Origin of the sequence: Flavobacterium sp. 3HN19-14 (assembly GCF_051373205.1) — a bacterium.
GTDB lineage: Bacteria > Bacteroidota > Bacteroidia > Flavobacteriales > Flavobacteriaceae > Flavobacterium.
In genome coordinates, this window is the sequence record NZ_JBPPZT010000001.1 from 2,523,201 (window position 1) to 2,541,220 (window position 18,020).

The following is an 18,020-nucleotide window of genomic DNA, read 5'->3' on the forward strand; positions in this document are numbered from 1 at the left end:
ACTGCCATGAAGAAAATCTACCTCACCCTTTTCGCGGTTTTATTATTCAATGCCGCAATTGCTCAGGATTTATCAACCATGGCAAAGCAAATGACGCAAGTCGATTCGACAGGACAACTCATGGTGAAAGTTGCCGATGATCTGAAGTCAGGAAATTACAAAGACATCCTCAGCAGTTTCTTTCAATTTGCCTCTGAAAATCTTACAGGAGCTAATAAAAGCATAGCCTTTAACGGAACGCTTTTCGCTTTAAAGGCAGAAGCCAATCCCGAACTTTTAAAGGATTATAACTTTGTAAATGAACGCTTTTCGCGGAATTTCCAGTTCAATTTTAAAATCGACCTGAATGCTGATTATGGTTACCACGGATTTACCGGCGGATTTACATACGCCATCATCAACGACCGCGACCGGAAACTCGCTAATTTCATGAAAAACCGCGATAAATTCAAAGAACTGATTGCATCGTATGAAGCTATTAATAAAACTATTTCTGACGAAAGCACCGCTTATATCAAAACTATTGTAACCACGCCCGGCATTACACCAGATCAGATAAAAACACAGCTGGCGGCATTTCAGGCAGGACTTGATTCCTTGCATCGTTACCACAAGACCAATAAATTACCACCGGCTTTCATACAGCAGGTTTTGGCGAAAAGCGGTGTAACAACAGCTGCTGATGCCACGCCATTAGATCTTGGGGTGGAAATGCAGCATCTTTATGATGTACGGAAAACTGCATACGCGAATATTGATAAAGGTTCATTATTGACGATTTCGACCAATGGAAGTGCCGATGATAAGGGAACGCTCAACAAAGGCAGCGCTGGTTTAAAATTCCTGAAGGGCGATATATTTGGTCGAAATAATCCGGGAGAACTTGACATAAGAAGTAATTTCACTTACGCAGATACCGTCGCAGCTTCCAAACCACGCTCATTGCTCAACAGTACACTCGGATTCAACTTTTCAATTCTCAAAGCAAAAGATTCTCAAAAAAGCCTGATGGAACTCAAAGCTTATGGCGAATATAATCGTGTTTTGAAAAATCTACTTCCAAATGAAAAAAAGGATACTTTCTTAGCTAATATGGATTTGCGCATCAGAATTTCAGGCGATTTATGGTTGCCGATAACCGTTAAATATGATGTGCAGACGGCCAATTTCCTTGGGTTTCTTAATGTGACGTATAACTTCGTTTCTGTGACCGGAAATAGTTCTAAGGCCAAATCCGGTAGCTAGCACCAATTTCTGCAAAATTCCCATCTAAACAAACCAAAAGCAATGCAAACATTATCTCTTTTTCTGAAATCAATCTGGCTTTATTTGGCCGGAATTGTCGCCGTATTGGCATTATATTATCTGCTGATCGGCATAGGGCAGGGCATGGATGTTGTCATTCAATCTGGTGAACACAGCGGTAAAGGGATTTTCATGGTCATCTGTTGTATTTTATGGGCATTCCTGCTTTGGTACAGTGCCAGGACGCTCAGTTACATCCGGCAGCAAAAAGATTACGACAGTAAAAAGAAGTCGACAATTACTACGAATATGCACAAGCATTTACCAAGGCTAATTGGTTTTAATTGTTTTGTTTGTGTACAGGCCGGCATTGTAAATTTGCCGTCAGCTTCAACTGTTGATGGAGTTTGGGTCATTGATGGATGGTTGCTTTTTGCATTCATCGCGCTGCATAATTTCCTTTATTTTCTGCTTATAGATAGTTTAGATGAACAGCGGAAAAAATGGACAAAAGTTATTTCCATTGTAATTATTTCAGTATATATAGTATTTATTTTAAGTCAGTTATCAAAATGTACTGAAATAATTAGTGGAAGTAATATCCTTCGTCATATTTTTTGGTTAAGGATATTATTACTGATACTTTTTGCATGCGAATGTTTGTCGGTAATTTTCTTTATAGAACGACGAAAAAAGATCAATGATGCGCAGTCGGAATTGAAACGTCCTGAAGCATTACCGAAATCAATTGAAAAATTATTAATCGTAAAACTCATGCAAAAACTGGGTTTTCGGGAAGATTACATCAGGGCGGAAATGCCGTTATTTCGCGTCTTTAATTTATTGGGTGTTGTAGTGCTGGCAATTTATTTAGGTGGAATTTTCTTTATCGGAATTTCCTGCAATATGGGAGCACTAGCCTTTGTTTTACTGGCATTGGGAATTTTAATTGGCATTGCGAATTTAATCAGCGGCGCCAGCATTCGCATTGGCGTCAACCTGTTTCTGTTCCTTATCCTGCTTGCCGTGATTGTAGGCAATTTCTATGACCCATATCCTGTGCGAACCACTGAGGCTTCTGAAGCTTTCAGCTATCAAAACCGACCAACAACAGAAGTTTATCTCCAAAAATGGTTCGAAAAACGCATCAAAATGATGGATTCATTACCGCAATTTAAGGATACTGCAAAAACTTTCGATGTCTACATCGCACTGTCAAACGGTGGCGCTTCACGTGCCGGGCAATGGTCAAGCAGTGTACTGGGCCGCATTCAAGATGAAAGTTATAAAAAAGACAGCCTCAACAGCTTCAAAGACCATTTATTGTGCCTCAGTGGCGCATCAGGCGGAAGCGTCGGCAATACAGCTTTTTATGGCTTGCTCAAAGCGCAGCACGACCATAAGCTAAAAGGCGATGCGTATCTTGAAAGCAGCAGCAGCTTTTTCCATAAAGATTTCCTGACTTTCACAATTGCGCGTATGCTCGCTCGATATGATGCAGCATTTGCTGCCTGCCTGGTTTATTGACAACAGGGCTGATGTATTGGAGCGTACTTTTTCTGAAAGCACCAGTGACTATCAAGGCAAGGGCAATTCCGATGTTCTACGTGATTATTATCAAATGCCATATAGTCAGATAATTGATACTTCCGGAGATTTGCCTATACTCTACATCACAACTACACAAGTGAATAATGGTTATCCGGGCGTCATCAGTTCAGTCAAAATGGATAAGACTTACAAAGGGCAGCGCACAGATGTACTGAGTTTGATTGACAGTATGAAAGTGAAACGCGACAGAAAAGACAACCGGATTTCAAATAAAAATCCCCGCACCGATATACGATTTAGCACGGCTGCCGTCATGAGTTCGCGCTTTCCGTATGTGTCGCCAGCCGGAAAATTATTCGATCGTTATTTCGTTGATGGTGGTTATTTTGATAATTCCGGTGCCGGAACGATGCTTGAGTTTATGGAGCAACTTTCAGATTTCCTTACAAAAAATGAGGCAAATCCGGTTTATAAGCGCTTTAAATTCCATATCCTGCACCTTACCAATTCAGAGGTCAATCCGAAACCGGTGCGTGACATTAGTCCGTTGACGAATGATCTCGCCGCGCCATTATTGACATTGGCAGGTATGCAAGGTTCAAGTACAAGCATTAGTGACGGACTTTTAAAGCAGTATTTTTCACGACAATTCTATGCAAAAGATACAGACAACAATACCGCTTACATTAAATACAGTTTGTACAATCCGAAATATGTAGATACGATTGCCAATCATAAATATGACCATGAACCCGAATACCCAATGAGTTGGGCCATTTCAGATTATCATTTTAAAAGAATGGAAGCTGCGCTGAATCGCGAATACAATTCCAATATAGACAAGGTGAAATTTTGATTTAAGTGAATTGAAATTTTGTAACAAAATAGTATTATTACATAATCGGCAGTTTATGGTTTGGCGTAATTTTACGAAATCGTTATAGTAAAATACTTAGCCATGAAAAATTTCACCTTTACTTCCGGAAATTATGCTTCATTTTATGATGAAGAAAACACTTTTGAGAATGATAATTACATCGATGACATCACAAAAATCGAGGAAGATGATCAGTATGATCGGTATAATTTCTTTCCAGATGCTTCATTCTGAAATTAGAATCTTGTAAGATTTAACCGAAATTGCGTAAGGTATTTTTTAACCTCTGGCGTTAATTTTACACCATACTAATATCTAAATTACGAAACCATGAAAAAGTTATCAATATTACTAATCGTAGCCATTGCTTTTGCATCGTGTAAGAACAAAGCAGGAGAAGCTGGAGTTACCGAAAATTCAAAACAAGCGACAATCGATTCGATGAACATTGTGATGGAAAAACAAAAAGCTGAACTTGCCAAACAAAAAACCATTGATTCTATGCAAAACATCGTTGCAGCTGAGAAATCAAAAACGAAAGTAGTGTATGCCAACAATGGTAACGGAACGGCAACAACGACAACGACAACCCAGAAAAAAGGCTGGAGTAACACTGCAAAAGGTGCGCTTATAGGTGCTGGTGCAGGTGCAATTACCGGTGCTGCTGTATCAAAAAAGAAAGGTGAAGGTGCTATTATTGGCGGACTTGCCGGAGCTGCAGTAGGAGCTGGTACTGGCGCAATAATCGATGGGAAGAAGAAAAAATAAGTAAATAAAAATAACTGAATTTATTCAGTTGAATACCGGACTTGTGAAAATGAGTCCGGTTTTTTATTGCGGAACTACTCTTCTTCTAAAATTAATCAGGATGTATGGCTTCATAAAACCTTCAGTACGGGCAAGTTGCTTTCCTGTTGCGTCCGTAATCAACAGCGTGGGATAGGAATCTATATTGTAAACTTTGCGCAATATTCTGCCTTCTTCAGTCTCACCGTCAATTGAAAAGCAAACGAAATTCTTATTGAAATACTCACCGACAGCTTTGTCTTTAAATGATTCGCGTTTGAGTTGCTTGCATGGCCCGCACCAGGTTGCGTATACATCGACAAATAGAGGTTTTTTGGTTTTGGCCGATGCTGCTAAAGCCTGGCTGTAAGTGCCTTTGAAGAATGTAATTCCACTTCCGGATGGTATTTTTGCCGCGCTGAAACTGCAACAAATTCCGGCAATAATTATAACAAACAGCATTTGTTTTTTCATAAAGACTGATTTATTTTATTGTGCAAAGGTATATATACCAGTTCAGATGACCTTCAGATTTAAAAACGAATGATAAATTTATCTAAACACCAAACCGTTTCGAAACTTCGATGCTTAATTTTGTATGAATAATCAATCGATATGATTTCCCATACAAAACCTGTTATATTTTCTGTCTTAGACCTCGCGATGGTGCCGAACGGCAAAACGCCCGCAGACGCTTTCTCGAATAGCGCATCATTGGCACTGCATACTGAAAAACTTGGATTCAAACGTTTCTGGCTCGCCGAACACCACAATATGGAAAGTGTTGCTTCAACGGCAACAGTGGTTTTGATCGGTCACGTTGCTTCAAAAACTACTACAATCAGGGTCGGTTCCGGCGGAATAATGTTGCCCAATCATGCGCCTTTAATAGTTGCAGAACAATTCGGAACACTCGCTACACTTTTTCCAGACCGCATTGATCTTGGTCTGGGACGCGCTCCCGGAACTGACCAGTTGACTGCTATGGCGCTCAGACGTGATTTAAATGCTGTCAATAATTTTGCAGGAAATATACAGGAATTGCAAAAATACTTTTCGCTAAAAAATACATCAGCGCCAGTACGTGCCATTCCTGGTGAAGGCCTTGATATTCCAATTTGGATTTTAGGGTCGAGTACTGACAGCGCTTATGTAGCGGCATCATTGGGATTGCCCTACGCATTTGCAAGTCATTTTGCGCCGGCACAATTGTCTGATGCGATTAAGATTTACCGAAATAATTTTAAACCAAGCGAGGCACTTCAATCACCGTATGTTATGGCATGCGTTAATATAATTGCCGCTGATACAGACAATGAAGCTGCGATATTGGCAACATCATTTAAAAGATTATTCTGGGGAATCATTACCGGTAACCGTCAAAAACTCAGCGCTCCTGTGGCTATAGATTTCATGGATCCGCTTGAGGAAGCTGCATTACAGCAAATGACAAAATATTCATTTGTTGGCGGCCCAGATAAAGTAAAAGCCGAAATCGAACAATTCCGCGATATTACGGGAGTTGATGAATTAATGGTGACTTCACCGATTTATGACCATGAAGCACGTTTATATTCCTATTCAATTTTGGCGGATTTATATTTGAAAAGCTAAAACTTTATTCCACAGTTATTTATAAATCAGCTTTGCAAAAACGTCAAAATAAATTGTCTGAACAATAAATTTACCGTAAGTTTACCCCATCGGGCGATTAGCTCAGCTGGTTCAGAGCACTACCTCGACAAGGTAGGGGTCAACGGTTCGAACCCGTTATTGCCCACGATAAAAATAAAATCCCGCCTTCTTGAGCGGGATTTTTTATGACATGATTTACCAAATATAAGTGCCAACGGCTCCGGCTTCCAAAGTCGTCGAAACCCATTTTGAATTATATTTGATATTAAATGTTTGCGAAGTACCTTCATTTTCAACAATCAATACGATTTTGCCGGCAGGTGTCCGGAAAGCCACATTCTGAAGATTGCCACTAATATTACTCGCAATCCTTACCGATCCTGCAGGAACAAATTTTGAGGCATGTGCGATAATATAATAACCGACATTTTTAGTATAATTTTCGCTTGTAATTACCGTAATTGCGCCTTTACAATCTGAACAACCACCTGATGTATGAGGATTATAGCCACTATCATTGGCGAGATTCCACTCCAGTGCATTTTTACTCCAGTTGCGCATCGAACCAATGACTACGTTTTTAAGGTGCCATTTCAAATCACCTGCGAAACTTCCCGATGATGCTGTATATTGTTCTGTAAAATAAAGATTTTTTGAAGGATGTGCACTATGTACAGATGCCATTGTGTTGATATCGCCGGCATACAAATGAAACGCAGATCCATCGATAAACGGATTGGCAGCTGCATCGTTGAGTATACTGATTGGATAAACCGGCTGGTCACAATTGTGGTCGTAGATGATGATTTTTGTCGATAATCCTGCAGTTTGTAAAGCCTAACCAAGATTGTTCTTGATGAAATTTCCCTGCTCTACCGCCGTCATAGACATACTTGGATTATTATAGGGGTTCAGCGGTTCATTTTGCGGTGTAATGGCAGTAATTGCAATACCTTGTGCCTGCATCGCCTGAAGGTATTTCACAAAATACTGTGCATAAACGTCATAATACTGGGGCAGCAGGCTTCCGCCGATAAAATTCTCATTGCTCTTCATCCAGACCGGCGCCGACCATGGTGTGGCAACGATTTTCATATTAGGGTTAATAACCAGGATTTCTTTCAAAAGCGCAACAACTCCGGTCAAATCTGGTGCCAGGCTGAATTCAGATAAATCAGTATCGGTTTGCCCGGAAGGCACGTCATCATAAGTAAACGAAGTCGCATTTAAATCGGAAGCGCCAATGCTGATGCGCAAATAACTGATGCCAATTCCGTTTGCACTGAATAAATCCTGTAGCAATTCCTGTTTTTTCGCGCTATTCAATGAATTGATTACTTGCGCACTACCGCCTGTAAGCGTATATCCAAAACCGTCAACTGTTTGAAAATTCTGCGCATTATCAACCTCAATATTCGGAAATGCATTGGCAATTGTACCAAAACCAAGCACAGTCGATTGCTTTGCCAGCAATACCGACTGGTCACCTTTTGTGAGCCAGAAATCAACATCGCTGGTTGTCGCAGGTGGCGGCGTTGGGGTTACTGGAGTACCATCGTCATCTTCAGTTGTCGAACCTGATTTTGAACATCCGGATAAAATCAAAATGACAATCGCCATAAGCGGAATAAACTTTTTCATAGGGATAGTTGAAATATTAAATCGCCTAATGTAGCAAAATTCAATGATAAGTAAGAATATATTCCAGGCCTTAACTTTTGTTTATGATTAACGATTCCTTAGAAATTAAGAATTTCCGGCAAAAATAATCCTTAACTTTAGCGGTATGATAAAAACCTGCATTTGCTTTATAGTATTGCTTTCTAACTTGCTGTCGGCACAGGAAAGCTTAATTACAAACATTTATAATCGCGAGGCTTTTTCGCTCAACGGCGATTGGAATTACATCATCGATCCATACGAAAACGGCTATTACAATTACCGCTCTGAGCCTTATGACCAAATGGAAAATCCCGGGAAAAGTGCTTTTTTCAGCAATGCAAAAGTTACCAATAAATCAGAATTATTAGAATATGATTTTGATAAATCGCCAACTTTAAAAGTTCCGGGCGACTGGAATACCCAGGATGATAAACTATTTTATTATGAAGGAACAATCTGGTATAAAAAGTCATTCGATTATGATTTGACTGATAAAACAAGGCGCACCTTCCTTTATTTTGGTGCCGTAAATTATAAAGCCGAAGTTTATCTCAACGGAAAGAAACTCGGCACGCACGAAGGTGGTTTCACGCCGTTCAATTATGAAATTACAAGTCTATTAAAGGGAAAAGACAATTTTGTTGTTGTAAAAGTCGATAACCAAAGGCATGCAGATGCTGTTCCGACACTCAAAACCGATTGGTGGAATTATGGCGGGATTACCCGTGGTGTACAACTCGTTTCAGTGCCTGCGAATTTTATCAGCGATTACAATTTACAGCTTGATCCGCATAAAAATGATTATGCCACAGGGTTTGTACAATTGAATGGCGCCAATATCTCCGGTGTGAACATTACTGTCGGTCTTCCGGAAACTTAAAACCAATATTTCTCAGACAACTGATGCAAATGGATTGGCACGATTTTCATTCCCTTTGAAAAAACTGCGCAAATGGTCTGATACCGACCCATTTTTATATGACATTACTATTTCTGATGGAAAAGACATCTTAAAAGATAAAATCGGCTTTCGCACCATTACAACAAAAGGACACGAAATTTTGCTCAACGGAAAACCTCTTTTGCTCAAAGGAATCTGCATCCATGAAGAAAGCCCGACCGGAAAAAACCGCGCGAATTCTCCCGAAGATGCCACACAATTGCTCAACTGGGCCAAGGATTTAGGTTGCAATTACGTAAGGCTTGCACATTATCCGCACAATGAATATATGATTCGAATGGCTGAAAAAATGGGTATTTTGGTTTGGGAGGAGATTCCGGTTTACTGGGCAGCATCAGTTGGGAAAACGAAAGCACTTACCTAAACGCTGAAAGCCAGCTTACGGCAATGATCATGCGTGACCGAAACCGTGCCAATGTCATCATCTGGTCAATGGCGAATGAAACGCCTTCAAAACCGGCGCGCAATAAATTCTTAGGCAAACTCGCCGCTCATGCCCGCCTTTTAGATCCGACAAGACTGATTAGCGCCGCATTGGAACAAAATAATTACCAGGGAAATCCCACCATTAAAACCATCGATGATCCATTTGCAGATGTAGTTGATGTGCTGAGTTTCAATCAATACATCGGCTGGTATGACGGACTTCCCGAAAAATGCCGTTCAATTACATGGAAAATTCCGCAAGACAAACCCGTAATTATTTCTGAATTTGGTGCAGATGCTTTGGCAGGAATGCACGGCGATTCCCTAACGCGATGGAGTGAAGAATACCAGGAAGATTTATACAAAGAAACGCTTTCAATGCTTGGCAAAATCGAGCAATTACGGGGCATTTCGCCGTGGATACTCAAAGATTTTCGTTCACCAAGACGGCAATTGCCGGGCATTCAGGATGGCTGGAACCGCAAAGGGTTGTATTCTGAAAATGGCGGAAAAAGAAAGCCTTCTACATCCTCAAATCATTTTATGAAAACTGGAAATTGTAATATGAAGAAGATAACCTGGGGAATAATCGGCTGTGGCGATGTAACTGAGCGAAAAAGCGGGCCAGCTTACCAAAAAACTGAAGGATTTGTCATTGGAGCAGTCATGCGCCGTGACGTAGCTAAAGCAAGGGATTATGCAGAAAGGCATCTTGTTCCAAAATATTATACAGATGCAGACGCAATTATTAATGACCCTGAAATTGACGCCGTTTATATTGCTACACCTCCGGATACCCACAAATTCTACGGACTAAAAGTCGCCGCTGCCGGAAAACCTTGTTGCATTGAAAAACCAATGGCGACTAATTATGCAGATTGTATTGCGCTTTGCGAAGCTTTTGAAGCGAAAGAAATCCCGCTCTTTGTGGCTTATTACAGGCGATCTTTGCCAAGATTCCTCAAAATAAAAGAATGGATTGATAACAATGAAATTGGCAATGTCAGGCAAATCCGCTGGAATCTTACAAAACCTGTTTCAGAAAAAGATTTGCCCGGGATTTACAATTGGCGAACCGATGCTACGATTGCTCCGGGCGGTTACTTTGACGATTTAGCGTGTCATGGCATCGATTTATTCCAGTTTTTGTTGGGCGCTATTATTGAAGTTAGCGGTTCAGGAAGTAATCAGCTTGGATTGTACACGGCCAAAGACAGTATTGCAGCAAGCTGGAAGCACGCTTCGGGAATTACCGGAACTGGCAACTGGAATTTTGGCTGTTCAGAACGCGAAGATATCGTCGAAATTTTCGGAAGTAAAGGAAAAATCATTTTTTCTGTATTTGATGAAATCCCAATTCAATTGATTGCAGATTCAATACAGTCATTGACAATTCCGCATCCTGAAAACATACAATTATTTCATGTTGAAAATATGCGGCACCACTTATCCGGAAAATCAATACATCCATCAAGCGGAAGGACGGCAGCTTCAACTAATTGGGTGATGGATAAAATACTATCTGATACAGACTCAATGTAGTTGAAATTTACGGCTTTTTATTCTCCTTGAAATTTTTTCGCGCTTTGTATTTGTAGTAAAATTTCGCCAGAACAATCATCGGCAGTTTGGTAAACAAAAATATAAACGCAAGCATCGGATTGAAAAATGAAAGCCCGATTGCCAATAATCCGTTGATCATATCGAGATTACAATACACCCTATATCTTGAAATTGTAGGTTCGTCGATATTTTCAAGGCTTATGAAACCTTTGTTTATCGATGCATAATCCCAAATCATATTCTGGCAACAGGCAATCATCAGGATGTTCAGGCTGTACAACAAAATCGCGGGCGTATCGAAAAAATACGAACTCACCAACGAAGTTGCGAAAGGCAGTGTCACGATAAAGAATAACCAGCCGATATTAAAAGCCAGTAATTTTTCATCAATTTTTTGGATGTGCGAAAAAAATGAATGGTGCGTTTTCCAAAAACTGGCGATATTCAGGAACGAAAGAAAAAAAGCAGAAAAGGTTTTCCATTCTCCGGCAATATCTGAAAACGCAAGGTGCCCGCTTGCAGTTGGTGCAATTTTAATATCAAGTGCCAATAACGTTATCGCAATTGCAACTACTGCATCACAGAAGAAAACGGTGCGTTCGAGCTGTAAATTTTTTTCAGTTTTCATCTTATTTTACTTTTATCCGACAGACATAACTTCCGGCAGTGATATATAAATAACCTTCACCGAAAGCGCAATTTGATGTCGGTACGCCGGTTTCAATTTTTCCCAGTAATTTTCCTTTAGCAGAAATTACCATGATGCCATTTCCGGCGCCGGTGTAGATGTTTCCGCTGGTATCGATTTTCATTCCGTCGGCAGCGGTGTTGTATTTTCGCATGTCGAAAAAGATTTTTCCTGCACCGATTTCGCCTTTATCATCAACAGGATAACTCATAATATACGCATCTGCATCGGTCTGGCTGACATACAATGTTTTCTCATCGGGAGAAAAGCAAATGCCGTTCGGGTGGTTCAGATTGCTAATGATTTGTGTTGTTTTTCCATCAACATCAATTCGATAAACACCAAATTCTTTGGTTTCACGAAGACTGTCATTTTCCTGTTTGTTGAGTCCGTAAGGCGGATCGGTAAAATAATAAGCTTCGGAAGAATGCTGGCAGATATCGTTTGGTGAATTGAAACGTTTCCCTTGCCAGTTATCGGTAATTGTGCGTTTTCCGCCGCCGTTTAATGGCATTCTTGAAATGCGACGGTCGCCTTGTTCGGTCATGACTAGTTCGCCTTTCTTATTGAGGATTAATCCGTTGGAGCCGGGTTCCGGACTGTAAAATCCGTACCCTGTGTAGCCTGATGGTTTGAGGAATTCCCGAATGCCGTTTTTATCATCCCAACTGAAAATTGTGTTTTGCCGCGGATCGGAGAATAGTAGATAATGGTCTTGCTCAATCCATAATCTGCCCTTCAGACCAAATAAAATTTTCTCCAAGGATTTCGAGTTTTGCATCAGCAGCAACCAATTTCTCAAAAGCCGGATCATAGCTGATTACCTTAGGTGTAATGGTTTTCTGTTGTGCATTTGCTGCGGATGCGAGCAGTAAAAAGTACTGGAATAATAGTCTGTTAAATCTCCTCATATACAAATTTAGCTTTTTTTCGGAAGATTATATCTTACAACTAAGATAGCCATAAAAAAAGCCTCAACTAAGAGGCTTTGTGTTTTGAAAAGGGAAATTCTATTGATAAACTCTTACATAATCAATTTCCATCGTAGCAGCAATAAAAGCAGGATCGACTGCGCCGCCGAAGTTTCCTCCCATAGCAACATTCAGGATAAAGAAAAAGTTAAGATTGAAAGGTGTACTTGCCGAATTTTGAAAGGAATAGAACATCTGATCATCAACATAAAACTTGATGACATCCTGGTTCCAGATTACAGAATAATCGTGAAATTCAGTCGAAGCCGTTGGATTCATCGTAGTGGTTCCGCTGCCATTCGCTCCGGAATGACCCGGATAGTGCAGCGTTGCAAAGATTTTATTCTGCTGATTGCCTACATGCTCCATAATGTCGATTTCCCCGCAGGCAGGCCACGGACTCGTTTGGTAATTTTTGCCCAGCATCCAGATAGCAGGCCATGTTCCTGCACCTGTAGGTAATTTCGCTCTAATCACCGCTCTTCCATATTTAAAATCAAATTTATTTTCTGAAACCAGTCGGGCAGAGGTGTAGGCAAATCCGTCCATCGATTGTTTTTTAGCAGTGATTTTTAAATAGCCGCCTTCGACGATTGAGTTGTCAGGACTGGTAGTATATGTTTCCAGTTCGTTATTGCCCCAACCATTATTGTTACCTTGATTATACGACCATTTTGCAGGATTTGGCTGAACCGTTAACGTCAAATTCATCCGAACCATATCAAGTTATTAAAGCTCTCATTCGCGGGTAAAATTGGGGCTGTAGTCGTAAAAGTATGGTACCAGGCTTTCGAAGTATCACCACCCATTACAGCACGGACAACCATGCGCGTATCTGTAATCGACATGATTTCATAAGTACTTTGCCCAATATAATAGCCCAGAAAACCGCCATCGGATAAAGTAATCTGTTTTCCGGTGGTTTGTCCGGCAACGCCATTTTGCACGACCAATGAATTGGAGTCGGCAATTGTCACGTTTTTTATACCGGTGGCATCATAAGACAAACATTGGTCAGTCGTCCCGGAACCGCCGCCAATGCTAAGGAAATTAGAATTAAAAAACGTACTTCCGCCATTGTCTAAAGTGAATTTCACTTCATTACCTTGAAGCGAAAAAGTAAGTACATTGTTATAAAGGCAACCTGAAACGGGATCATTGGCATTTTCAAATGCTGTCGCCTGATAGATATTTCCGTAATGATTTACAGCAGCGTCTGCAGAATTGTCACCTTCGGCAAGATGCCCGGTTTCAGCCGCAGACCAATACCATTTTTTGGTGGTACCGCCCGTAAGTTTATTGATAATTGCCTGGTTTGGATTATCGGGATTTTCCGTTCCGTTGTCATCGCTGCTTTTGCTACAGGCAGATAAAAACAATGCCACAAAAGCTGTGGCAATGTAAGTTTTGATATTATTCTTCATCAATTTGGTTGCAAATATTGCTGATAATTAAACTTTGATATGGCCCAGTTTTCACCGGATTTAATACGATACAGTTGCATTTCACTCACGCCGAACTGTTTTGCAAGGATTTTAATACGTGTCTTGCGATTCGGGTTCAGCAGTAATTTCTTGAGGCGGATTACATCTGTCGAAGTGAGCTTGATGCCTTCAGACTGGGCCTCTTCTGAGCCGCGCCGCAATTACATGCGGGCTTTTCTTCGAATGTTCAATCATTTCCTCACGCGTTGCCCATTTAAGGTTACTGACTTTGTCATTGTCGCGCGTGTAATCCAGGTGCAGCACATGCTTCTGGTCTTCAGATGTCTTGGGTATAAAGAATTCTGCTACAAGCTTATACAACATAATGTAATAGCTTTTCTTTTTACCTTCTCTTTGAATGACATAACGCATCGTGCGGTAGCCATCAGAAAGGCCGCCTTTAATCTCGTTACCATCCTGAAAAGTTTCAGTGTAACTGATTAACCGGCCATAGTTAGAGACGCCATATTTCATTTTTAATGGCACCTCAATAGGAATTTGTCTGAATTCTTCAGACGGGTATAATCTAAGCATGGGGGTTTTGCTTTTAAGGTGAATAAACAAATATAATAAATTTTATGTAATAAGCAAGTTTTCGAGGTTAAGGATGGTGTTAAAACAGTAAAAGCCGTCTGATTACAAACGGCTTATTTGATTATATAAAATCTTAAATTATAATCCCAAAGCGGCTTTTAGCTTTTTTGAAGCTAACGCCTGGGCTTCTTTCGCTTGCGGAACAACAGCTGCCATTCCGAAGAATTCGTGCGTTACGCCTTCGTATAATTCATAATCTGTCTCAACATTTGCAGCTTTTAATTTTTCGCTTAGCAATTTTCCCTCAGAGGCGAGCGGATCGATTTCGGCGCCAATAATCAACGTTTTAGGGAAACCGGAAAGATTGGCTTTCACTAAACTGATTCTCGGATCTGCTGATTGCGCCTCAGAAGTAAGATAGTTTTTCACAAACCAACCCATCATGGCTTTATTAAGCGGTTTGGCATTGGCGTATTTTGTATAGCTTTCAGACATCATATCATTGTTGGTAACCGGATAAACCAAAACGGCATACAAAGGCACCATTATTTTTTTATCGCGCGCCATCAGGCTGACATTCGCGGCAAGATTTCCACCGGCGCTTTCTCCGGCAACAGCAATTTTAGCAGGATTTCCATTAAATGAAGCGGCATTTTTTAACACCCATTGGTAAGCATCAAAAGCAACCATGTGCGCAGCAGGGAACTTTTTCTCAGGCCTTTCGGATATTCCACTGAAACGACAATTGCATTGGTTTGCTCACATAATCCTTGCGCACCGCCATTGTAGACATTGATATCAGCGATTACAAATCCGCCGCCATGGTAATAAACGATGACAGGAAAAGGTTTCGGTCAGGCTTTCGGCGTATAAATCCTGATGTGCGTTGTGCCGCCAGTCACCGGAATTTGTTTTCCAATCGTATCACAAAGCGGAACCGGCATTGTCATATTATGGTCAGCCATTACAGCCATCACAGCATCTGTTGGAGTTGGCTGCATGCGCGCTTCTTTTGCCGTTAGTGTTTCAATCGGTTTGCCACCCAAGGAAGCTAATTTTTCAATAACAACAACCATTTCAGGTTTTATATTTGGCGCCCATTCAGGTGCAGGCAACAGGTTTTAAATCGGCATTTTTATTTTCTTTAACAATGCTGTCGTTCATTTCTTTTTCAGGAAGGTCGGCCTTCGGGTCTTTTTTGCAAGAAAATACCGTCGCTGTAAGTGCGCAACATAAAGTAAGTCTGGCAATTGTGTACATTTTTGTCTTCATAATTCTTTAATTAAAGGTTGTTTTTTATGTAACCTAAATTTCCGACTAACCTGAAAACCTTATGTTACTGAATTAACGACAATGTTATTATAATTAGAATGCATTTTCTTATTTTTATGGAATGAACAGACGCGATTTTATAAAGAATACAGCACAATTCGGCCTGGCATTATCGATAACAGGGTTACCGGTGATTTCTGATTTAATAAAACTTCCGGCACAGCCATTTTTCAAATTGTCATTAGCGCAATGGTCTTTGCATCGGGCGATTTCCGAAACGAAAACATTATCAGCGCTCGATTTCGCCGCAAAAGCAAAAGAATTAGGTTTTGAAGGAATTGAATATGTCAGCCAATTATATGAGCTTGATAAGGAAAGCCTGTATCAATCAATGAAAAAACTCGTAAAAGAATTGCAATTGCGAAGTGCCGACAACAACATTCAAAATGTCCTGATTATGGTTGATGGCGAAGGAGAATTAGCCGCTTCGTCCAAAAAGACCAGAAAAGCCGCTATTGCAAACCATCACAAATGGGTTGATGCCGCCCATTCGCTTGGCTGTCATTCCATTCGTGTAAATCTTTTTGGCGACGGCAATGAAAATAATTACGAAAAATCGGCCGATCCCGCGATGGATGGCTTGTTGAGGCTTTCAGAATATGCCAAAAAGAGTAATATTGGCGTTATCGTTGAAAACCACGGCGGACTTTCATCAGACATTGAAAAGCTAACCAAAGTCATCAATGGCGTCAATATGAAAAACTGCGGGACTTTGCCTGATTTTGGCAATTTCTGTGTAAGAAGGGAAGGCGGCGACCGCTGGACAACCCCATGTGTTGCAACTTACGACCGTTATAAAGGCGTTTCAGAAATGATGCCTTTTGCGAAAGGCGTCAGCGCCAAATCATACGACTTTGACGCCAACGGAAATGAAACTACAATTGATTACTTAAAAATGCTCAAAATCGTCAAAGATGCCAATTATAAAGGTTTTATCGGCGTTGAATACGAAGGCAATCGATTAAGTGAAATCGACGGGATTCTCTCAACGAAAGCATTGTTATTGAAACTGTCAGAAAAGGTTTAAGCCTTTTCTTTCGCATTCACCATTCTGTAAACCCTGTAAATCAGCCAGATAGAGCACAACGTAACAACAGAAATAACAATTCCTAAAATATTGTAATTCTCAAGCGGACTGTGTTTTGTTTCCTGATGGACGATAAATCCGGCGCAAACGGCTGCAATTCCGCCTGCAATTTGTTGCATTGACGACGTGATTGCCATGTAGGCACCACGGTCTTTCATTTCAGGAACGCTCGTATTTAAAGTTGTTGACGGAATCATGCGGCTCATAATTCCCATAAATAAAATCATATTGATGATCACAACTTCCCAAAGCGGAATAGGAGGCAGGTTGGTATAAATCAAAATCATGATGATTGAGATTGCAGATCCAATCGTATACAACTTGAATTTATTGATCTTATCACTGAGTTTTCCGATAATCGGCATGATAATGAGTACCGAAAGTCCGGTAAAGAAAAACACAAGCGGCAATTGATGCTGCGAAATGTGGATGTTATTCACCAGAAATGCGCTTCCGAAAGGCTGCAACATAAATCCGCCAATGGAAAGAAATGCAATGGCCACAAAACCTACCTGGTAACGTTTATTGCTCAAAGTGTGCCATAAATGCAGGAATGCGTTTTTATCTGATTGCAATTCCAGATGCTTATTTACGGGCTGCATATACAGCAAGACCGCTGCCAGGATCAGAACGCCAAGTCCGGCAATCATCAGGAAAGCGGAGTGCCATCCCCAAAGATTGGCAAAATACAATCCGATTGGAATACCTAAAATCTGGCTTGTCGCAAATGCCATCTGTATAAAACCCATGACGCGGCCACGTTGGTGCACCACAAATAAATCGGTTACGATTGCCAATGAAACTGAGCCAATTACGCCGCCGAATAATCCTGTGATAATTCTTGCCGAAAGCAGCATTAAATAACTGTTGGAAAAAGCACAGAATATGGTTCCGGCGATAAACCCTGTGTAAAAGAAAGCAAGTAATTTTTTCCTGTCGAATTTATCTGCAAAACCTGCCGCCAATAAACCGGAAATTCCGGCGCTGAAAGCATAAGCAGAAACTGCAAATCCGAAATTGGCAGTCGTCATATCGAGTTGTTTCATCAGAATATCACCAAGTGGTGAAATAACCATAAAGTCAAGTATGACGGTGAATTGCAATAAAGCGAGGATAGCGATTATGAATTTTTGATGGGATGTAAATGGCGGGATTTCGATTTTTGGCAGTTCCATGGTGATTGTATGTTTATTAAATTGTGATTGATTTTTGAAATTG

General features: G+C 40.7%; 23 protein-coding genes, 1 tRNA gene and 1 pseudogene. 11 read left to right on the forward strand and 14 right to left on the reverse strand.

From position 1 onward, the window contains the following. Positions 1 to 6 precede the first annotated feature (6 nt). The 5 genes from ACSLFW_RS13650 to ACSLFW_RS13670 all read left to right on the forward strand — a co-directional run bounded on the left by ACSLFW_RS13650 (position 7) and on the right by ACSLFW_RS13670 (position 4,441). A complete protein-coding gene (locus ACSLFW_RS13650; RefSeq protein WP_436556210.1) occupies positions 7 to 1,245 on the forward strand; it encodes a hypothetical protein in 1,239 nt (412 codons plus the stop codon). Positions 1,246 to 1,287: 42 nt separating this feature from the next. Beyond that, positions 1,288 to 2,772 carry a hypothetical protein gene (locus ACSLFW_RS13655; RefSeq protein WP_436556211.1) on the forward strand — a complete coding sequence of 495 codons (1,485 nt, stop codon included), beginning with the start codon at positions 1,288 to 1,290 and terminating at the stop codon, positions 2,770 to 2,772. Next, the gene (locus ACSLFW_RS13660) at positions 2,738 to 3,652 is read left to right on the forward strand and encodes a hypothetical protein (RefSeq protein WP_436556212.1); all 915 of its coding nucleotides are present in this window, start codon (positions 2,738 to 2,740) and stop codon (positions 3,650 to 3,652) included. Before ACSLFW_RS13655 ends, ACSLFW_RS13660 begins: the two co-directional genes overlap by 35 nt. Positions 3,653 to 3,754: 102 nt before the next feature. After that, positions 3,755 to 3,907, forward strand: a complete 153-nt coding sequence (locus ACSLFW_RS13665) for a hypothetical protein (protein ID WP_436556213.1) — start codon at positions 3,755 to 3,757, stop codon at positions 3,905 to 3,907. A gap of 96 nt (positions 3,908 to 4,003) precedes the next feature. Further along, a complete protein-coding gene (locus tag ACSLFW_RS13670; RefSeq protein WP_436556214.1) occupies positions 4,004 to 4,441 on the forward strand; it encodes a YMGG-like glycine zipper-containing protein in 438 nt (145 codons plus the stop codon). Between the two features lie 63 nt (positions 4,442 to 4,504). On the opposite strand, the gene ACSLFW_RS13675 is transcribed toward ACSLFW_RS13670, so the two are convergent. Beyond that, on the reverse strand, positions 4,505 to 4,921 hold the full coding sequence (locus ACSLFW_RS13675; RefSeq protein ID WP_436556215.1) for a thioredoxin family protein: 417 nt from the start codon (positions 4,919 to 4,921) through the stop codon (positions 4,505 to 4,507). Between the two features lie 153 nt (positions 4,922 to 5,074). On the opposite strand from ACSLFW_RS13675, the gene ACSLFW_RS13680 reads away from it, so the two are divergent. Next, the gene (locus tag ACSLFW_RS13680; protein WP_436556216.1) at positions 5,075 to 6,073 is read left to right on the forward strand and encodes an LLM class flavin-dependent oxidoreductase; all 999 of its coding nucleotides are present in this window, start codon (positions 5,075 to 5,077) and stop codon (positions 6,071 to 6,073) included. A gap of 91 nt (positions 6,074 to 6,164) precedes the next feature. After that, a tRNA-Val gene (locus ACSLFW_RS13685) sits at positions 6,165 to 6,239 on the forward strand. A 50-nt stretch (positions 6,240 to 6,289) separates the two neighbouring features. Here ACSLFW_RS13685 and ACSLFW_RS13690 read toward each other — a convergent pair. After that, positions 6,290 to 6,508: a glycoside hydrolase family 30 beta sandwich domain-containing protein gene (locus ACSLFW_RS13690; RefSeq protein WP_436557450.1), complete on the reverse strand. Its 219-nt coding sequence runs from the start codon at positions 6,506 to 6,508 to the stop codon at positions 6,290 to 6,292. Further along, positions 6,494 to 7,735 (reverse strand): annotated as a pseudogene (locus ACSLFW_RS13695) (glycoside hydrolase family 30 protein); the annotation flags it as partial. The pseudogene ACSLFW_RS13695 and the gene ACSLFW_RS13690, both read right to left, overlap by 15 nt. A gap of 145 nt (positions 7,736 to 7,880) precedes the next feature. Between ACSLFW_RS13695 and ACSLFW_RS13700 the strand changes: the two are divergent. The 3 genes from ACSLFW_RS13700 to ACSLFW_RS13710 are packed head-to-tail and all read left to right on the forward strand — an operon-like array spanning position 7,881 to position 10,685. After that, on the forward strand, positions 7,881 to 8,636 hold the full coding sequence (locus tag ACSLFW_RS13700) for a sugar-binding domain-containing protein (protein WP_436556217.1): 756 nt from the start codon (positions 7,881 to 7,883) through the stop codon (positions 8,634 to 8,636). A gap of 55 nt (positions 8,637 to 8,691) precedes the next feature. Further along, the gene (locus ACSLFW_RS13705) at positions 8,692 to 9,081 is read left to right on the forward strand and encodes a glycoside hydrolase family 2 TIM barrel-domain containing protein (protein ID WP_436556218.1); all 390 of its coding nucleotides are present in this window, start codon (positions 8,692 to 8,694) and stop codon (positions 9,079 to 9,081) included. Continuing rightward, the gene (locus tag ACSLFW_RS13710; protein WP_436556219.1) at positions 9,021 to 10,685 is read left to right on the forward strand and encodes a Gfo/Idh/MocA family oxidoreductase; all 1,665 of its coding nucleotides are present in this window, start codon (positions 9,021 to 9,023) and stop codon (positions 10,683 to 10,685) included. Before ACSLFW_RS13705 ends, ACSLFW_RS13710 begins: the two co-directional genes overlap by 61 nt. A 7-nt stretch (positions 10,686 to 10,692) precedes the next feature. Here ACSLFW_RS13710 and ACSLFW_RS13715 read toward each other — a convergent pair whose 3' ends face one another. From ACSLFW_RS13715 to ACSLFW_RS13760, 10 genes are all read right to left on the reverse strand, one after another. Further along, positions 10,693 to 11,334: a TMEM175 family protein gene (locus tag ACSLFW_RS13715; protein ID WP_436556220.1), complete on the reverse strand. Its 642-nt coding sequence runs from the start codon at positions 11,332 to 11,334 to the stop codon at positions 10,693 to 10,695. Position 11,335: 1 nt separating this feature from the next. Then, a complete protein-coding gene (locus ACSLFW_RS13720; protein ID WP_436556221.1) occupies positions 11,336 to 12,157 on the reverse strand; it encodes an SMP-30/gluconolactonase/LRE family protein in 822 nt (273 codons plus the stop codon). Further along, complete coding sequence (locus tag ACSLFW_RS13725) at positions 12,114 to 12,305, reverse strand: hypothetical protein (protein WP_436556222.1); 192 nt, start codon at positions 12,303 to 12,305, stop codon at positions 12,114 to 12,116. Before ACSLFW_RS13725 ends, ACSLFW_RS13720 begins: the two co-directional genes overlap by 44 nt. A 99-nt stretch (positions 12,306 to 12,404) precedes the next feature. Further along, the gene (locus ACSLFW_RS13730) at positions 12,405 to 13,076 is read right to left on the reverse strand and encodes a glycoside hydrolase family 16 protein (RefSeq protein WP_436556223.1); all 672 of its coding nucleotides are present in this window, start codon (positions 13,074 to 13,076) and stop codon (positions 12,405 to 12,407) included. After that, positions 13,073 to 13,789, reverse strand: a complete 717-nt coding sequence (locus ACSLFW_RS13735) for a hypothetical protein (protein WP_436556224.1) — start codon at positions 13,787 to 13,789, stop codon at positions 13,073 to 13,075. Before ACSLFW_RS13735 ends, ACSLFW_RS13730 begins: the two co-directional genes overlap by 4 nt. A 189-nt stretch (positions 13,790 to 13,978) precedes the next feature. Further along, positions 13,979 to 14,383, reverse strand: a complete 405-nt coding sequence (locus tag ACSLFW_RS13740; protein WP_436556225.1) for a hypothetical protein — start codon at positions 14,381 to 14,383, stop codon at positions 13,979 to 13,981. Positions 14,384 to 14,521: 138 nt separating this feature from the next. Continuing rightward, positions 14,522 to 15,112, reverse strand: coding sequence for an alpha/beta hydrolase (locus ACSLFW_RS13745; protein ID WP_436557451.1), 591 nt, complete (start codon positions 15,110 to 15,112; stop codon positions 14,522 to 14,524). Then, a complete protein-coding gene (locus tag ACSLFW_RS13750) occupies positions 15,040 to 15,219 on the reverse strand; it encodes an alpha/beta hydrolase fold domain-containing protein (RefSeq protein ID WP_436557452.1) in 180 nt (59 codons plus the stop codon). The genes ACSLFW_RS13745 and ACSLFW_RS13750 overlap by 73 nt, the downstream gene beginning before the upstream one ends. An 18-nt stretch (positions 15,220 to 15,237) precedes the next feature. Then, entirely contained in the window at positions 15,238 to 15,498 is a 261-nt protein-coding gene (locus ACSLFW_RS13755) for a hypothetical protein (RefSeq protein WP_436556226.1), read from the reverse strand. After that, positions 15,485 to 15,655, reverse strand: coding sequence for a hypothetical protein (locus tag ACSLFW_RS13760; RefSeq protein WP_436556227.1), 171 nt, complete (start codon positions 15,653 to 15,655; stop codon positions 15,485 to 15,487). The genes ACSLFW_RS13755 and ACSLFW_RS13760 overlap by 14 nt, the downstream gene beginning before the upstream one ends. 121 nt (positions 15,656 to 15,776) lie before the next feature. Between ACSLFW_RS13760 and ACSLFW_RS13765 the strand changes: the two genes are divergently transcribed. Next, complete coding sequence (locus tag ACSLFW_RS13765) at positions 15,777 to 16,742, forward strand: sugar phosphate isomerase/epimerase family protein (protein WP_436556228.1); 966 nt, start codon at positions 15,777 to 15,779, stop codon at positions 16,740 to 16,742. Here ACSLFW_RS13765 and ACSLFW_RS13770 read toward each other — a convergent pair. Further along, complete coding sequence (locus ACSLFW_RS13770) at positions 16,739 to 17,977, reverse strand: MFS transporter (protein ID WP_436556229.1); 1,239 nt, start codon at positions 17,975 to 17,977, stop codon at positions 16,739 to 16,741. The two genes, ACSLFW_RS13765 and ACSLFW_RS13770, sit on opposite strands and share 4 nt — an antisense overlap. Positions 17,978 to 18,020 lie beyond the last annotated feature (43 nt).

Coding starts and splice junctions, on each gene's coding strand:
- ACSLFW_RS13725 (WP_436556222.1), bottom strand. CDS start 12,305: ATGAGGAGATTTAACAGACTATTATTCCAGTACTTTTTACTGCTCGCA.
- ACSLFW_RS13735 (WP_436556224.1), bottom strand. CDS start 13,789: ATGAAGAATAATATCAAAACTTACATTGCCACAGCTTTTGTGGCATTG.
- ACSLFW_RS13740 (WP_436556225.1), bottom strand. CDS start 14,383: ATGCTTAGATTATACCCGTCTGAAGAATTCAGACAAATTCCTATTGAG.
- ACSLFW_RS13680 (WP_436556216.1), top strand. CDS start 5,075: ATGATTTCCCATACAAAACCTGTTATATTTTCTGTCTTAGACCTCGCG.
- ACSLFW_RS13655 (WP_436556211.1), top strand. CDS start 1,288: ATGCAAACATTATCTCTTTTTCTGAAATCAATCTGGCTTTATTTGGCC.
- ACSLFW_RS13765 (WP_436556228.1), top strand. CDS start 15,777: ATGAACAGACGCGATTTTATAAAGAATACAGCACAATTCGGCCTGGCA.
- ACSLFW_RS13760 (WP_436556227.1), bottom strand. CDS start 15,655: ATGAAGACAAAAATGTACACAATTGCCAGACTTACTTTATGTTGCGCA.
- ACSLFW_RS13670 (WP_436556214.1), top strand. CDS start 4,004: ATGAAAAAGTTATCAATATTACTAATCGTAGCCATTGCTTTTGCATCG.
- ACSLFW_RS13650 (WP_436556210.1), top strand. CDS start 7: ATGAAGAAAATCTACCTCACCCTTTTCGCGGTTTTATTATTCAATGCC.
- ACSLFW_RS13700 (WP_436556217.1), top strand. CDS start 7,881: ATGATAAAAACCTGCATTTGCTTTATAGTATTGCTTTCTAACTTGCTG.
- ACSLFW_RS13715 (WP_436556220.1), bottom strand. CDS start 11,334: ATGAAAACTGAAAAAAATTTACAGCTCGAACGCACCGTTTTCTTCTGT.
- ACSLFW_RS13665 (WP_436556213.1), top strand. CDS start 3,755: ATGAAAAATTTCACCTTTACTTCCGGAAATTATGCTTCATTTTATGAT.
- ACSLFW_RS13770 (WP_436556229.1), bottom strand. CDS start 17,977: ATGGAACTGCCAAAAATCGAAATCCCGCCATTTACATCCCATCAAAAA.
- ACSLFW_RS13730 (WP_436556223.1), bottom strand. CDS start 13,076: ATGAATTTGACGTTAACGGTTCAGCCAAATCCTGCAAAATGGTCGTAT.
- ACSLFW_RS13675 (WP_436556215.1), bottom strand. CDS start 4,921: ATGCTGTTTGTTATAATTATTGCCGGAATTTGTTGCAGTTTCAGCGCG.
- ACSLFW_RS13660 (WP_436556212.1), top strand. CDS start 2,738: ATGATGCAGCATTTGCTGCCTGCCTGGTTTATTGACAACAGGGCTGAT.